Source organism: Vibrio sp. 2132-1 (assembly GCF_033344315.1).
The window spans coordinates 1-829 of the sequence record NZ_JAWPON010000205.1 but is presented as its reverse complement, the minus strand read 5'-3'; the positions used below and the strand labels follow the sequence as shown (position 1 = coordinate 829).

Genomic DNA, 829 nt, shown 5'->3' with positions numbered 1-829 from the left:
CTATAAGCACAGCCGAACAAGATAAGTAGAGTGATAGGTTGTCATTCATTGGTAAGAACAGAAGGAACCCCACCAGTATAGTAGAGAAAATGGAGATCCCTCCTACAAGTGGCACCACACCTTGGTGAAGCTTTCTTGCATTGGGTTTATCTACTAGACCTACGCGCTTAGCAACTTTGCGCATAACAAAAAGTAGAACGAACGACAAAATAAATACAAATAAATATGCATTATTCATGATAGCCAACTGTGTTATTAAATAAGTTTGAGGTAAATCTATAACGCATCCGACTGATTCCCTTTACGGATTCCATTGCATCACAGGTCCGATACTACTAATTCTTGCTTCGCTCGTATCTAGACACGCCGAACTCTAAGAATGAGCAGGTGATTTTTGGGCGTGACAAAACCACATTAGCCAACGTGGGTTGTAGCGCATTGCAAACGCTAATTTCTAATATTGAATATGTAAGTAACTGAGTTCCACCGACACTAGCTCGTGACGGTCATCGGCTCTCAGCCTTTTATAGGCAGGCCAAATACAAAGCTGAATACACTAACTAACGGTTTGGGCCGGTAGTTATGTACTTCTATAAACCTAGTATTTGGTTTTGATAGGTATGAGAAATGGAGATTTAAATTGTAACCTATGCCTAACCAACATTTGCTCGCCACTTTGTTAGCTTTGAGCGTCCCTCTGACAAAAGGGAATTACATAAATTTGTAATAGTTCTCGTTTTTTATAAATCAATCTTGCCAGAAATGCACTTAGGTGCTTATTATTATTAAAAATTATCTTGCTTGGTCTCTCTTCTGTTAGGAAAGAGAC

The 829-nt window shown here is 39.2% G+C and carries 1 pseudogene; it reads right to left on the bottom strand.

The annotated features are described in order from the left end of the window. Positions 1-238 (bottom strand): annotated as a pseudogene (locus R8N47_RS24440) (undecaprenyl-phosphate alpha-N-acetylglucosaminyl 1-phosphate transferase); the annotation flags it as partial. Positions 239-829 lie beyond the last annotated feature (591 nt).